The organism is Geminocystis sp. M7585_C2015_104, from assembly GCA_015295805.1.
Taxonomy (GTDB): domain Bacteria; phylum Cyanobacteriota; class Cyanobacteriia; order Cyanobacteriales; family Cyanobacteriaceae; genus DVEF01.
Map to the genome: position 1 here is coordinate 1 of DVEF01000087.1, position 1,445 is coordinate 1,445.

Annotated in this window: 1 protein-coding gene and 1 tRNA gene; both read right to left on the minus strand. The window is 47.8% G+C overall.

Annotated features, from left to right (window positions below; translation table 11 throughout):
* Positions 1–300 precede the first annotated feature (300 nt).
* A tRNA-Asp gene (locus IGQ44_10105) sits at positions 301–374 on the minus strand.
* Between the two features lie 70 nt (positions 375–444).
* Complete coding sequence (locus tag IGQ44_10110; GenBank protein ID HIK38326.1) at positions 445–1,365, minus strand: WecB/TagA/CpsF family glycosyltransferase; 921 nt, start codon at positions 1,363–1,365, stop codon at positions 445–447.
* Positions 1,366–1,445: the final 80 nt, after the last annotated feature.

Genomic DNA, 1,445 nt, shown 5'->3' on the forward strand with positions numbered 1-1,445 from the left:
ATACCCTCTTACACTTTCACACTAGTCATTTTTACATTAGTTAGTCAACAATAATCCACTAGTTAACAATTGACGATGTATCCCAGCTCAAACGTCTCAGCAATTAATTAGCAATCAAAAAAAAACACCAGCCACCCCACACTCCCAATGTACCTCCTGTCCCCTACATCCTGCTTTCTACATACTAATCCCTACATCCCATCCCCCGTTACGGGGAGTTTCAGCGAATACCCGGCGGACACTGACAAAAACCCCCCTAACCCGTGGGCCATGGGCCCCGTATCCGGGTACACCACGAAACGGGACTGACGGGGCTCGAACCCGCGACCTCCTGCGTGACAGGCAGGCACTCTAACCAGCTGAGCTACAATCCCAACCAACTGACGTTTACTATGGTAACGAAATATCCAGAAAAAGTCAAGGGGGGTAAGGGGGACTTATGATTCATTTGTCCCTGAGGAGGGCCACCCAGAAGAAGTGGGGGAGGGCCAGCATTCGACGCCAGCGATGAGGCTCCTGATAAAGGCGATATAGCCATTCTAGGTGATTTTCTTGGAAGAAACGGGGGGCTCTTTTTTTCACTCCCGCCCAGATGTCAAAACTGCCCCCTACTCCTATCCAGATGGCGTTTTCTACTAGATGACGATGGTCAGCAATCCAAATCTCTTGTCTGGGGACTCCTAAGGCTACTAGAATTAGTTTGGGTTGGACTGCTTGGATTTGCCTACACCACAGTTGCATCTCTGAGGGAGATAGATAGCCGTGGTTACAAATGAAGTTCAAAGATGGTACTCTCTGCTGCCAGAATTGGGCTGCTTTTTCGGCAACTCCAGGCGCGGCGCCATAAAAACAGACGGGGTATTTTTCCCCCTTAGCACCTATTTTTTGGATTAAGCTTGCAGCCAATTCTATGCCGGCTACTCTTTTTTGTCTAATACCCTTTTTTCGCAAATATAGCACTACTCCTGAACCATCTGGCACTACTAGGTCTGCGGCCTTGATAACCTCCGCTAATTGGGGATTCCTTCTTGCCATCATCACCATTTCCGCATTCATGGTGACTACATGGGTGGAAATACCCTTTTCCAGACGTTTTAACAGCCATCCCTCATAGTCGTCACTGACATGTAGGGGCAATCCCAATACTGTTGCTGTTTTTATGGTGATTTCCCTGGTGGTTTCTAGCGGGATGATTTCTGAGAGTAGTTTTTTGTGTTTTTGGGCACTTTGGGCGAAACTATAGGCCTTTTGTTGCCATAATTCCCTGTCTTCTGCCCGATACAGCTGTAGAATCTTCTCTAGGATGATTTGCTTGTCGTCGGGGAGGTTTTCTAGACGATACCCCTCTATTCCCACCTCCTTCATCAAACTGGTAACTTTTGGATCATAAGACAGTGCAAAACACTTACAACCCTCGCTGGCAGCCATTATTAGACTGTGTAGCC

What these genes read in the sequence shown, in the direction of transcription:
- IGQ44_10110 (HIK38326.1), bottom strand. Translation starts at nt 1,365, where the DNA reads ATGAAGGAGGTGGGAATAGAGGGGTATCGTCTAGAAAACCTCCCCGAC.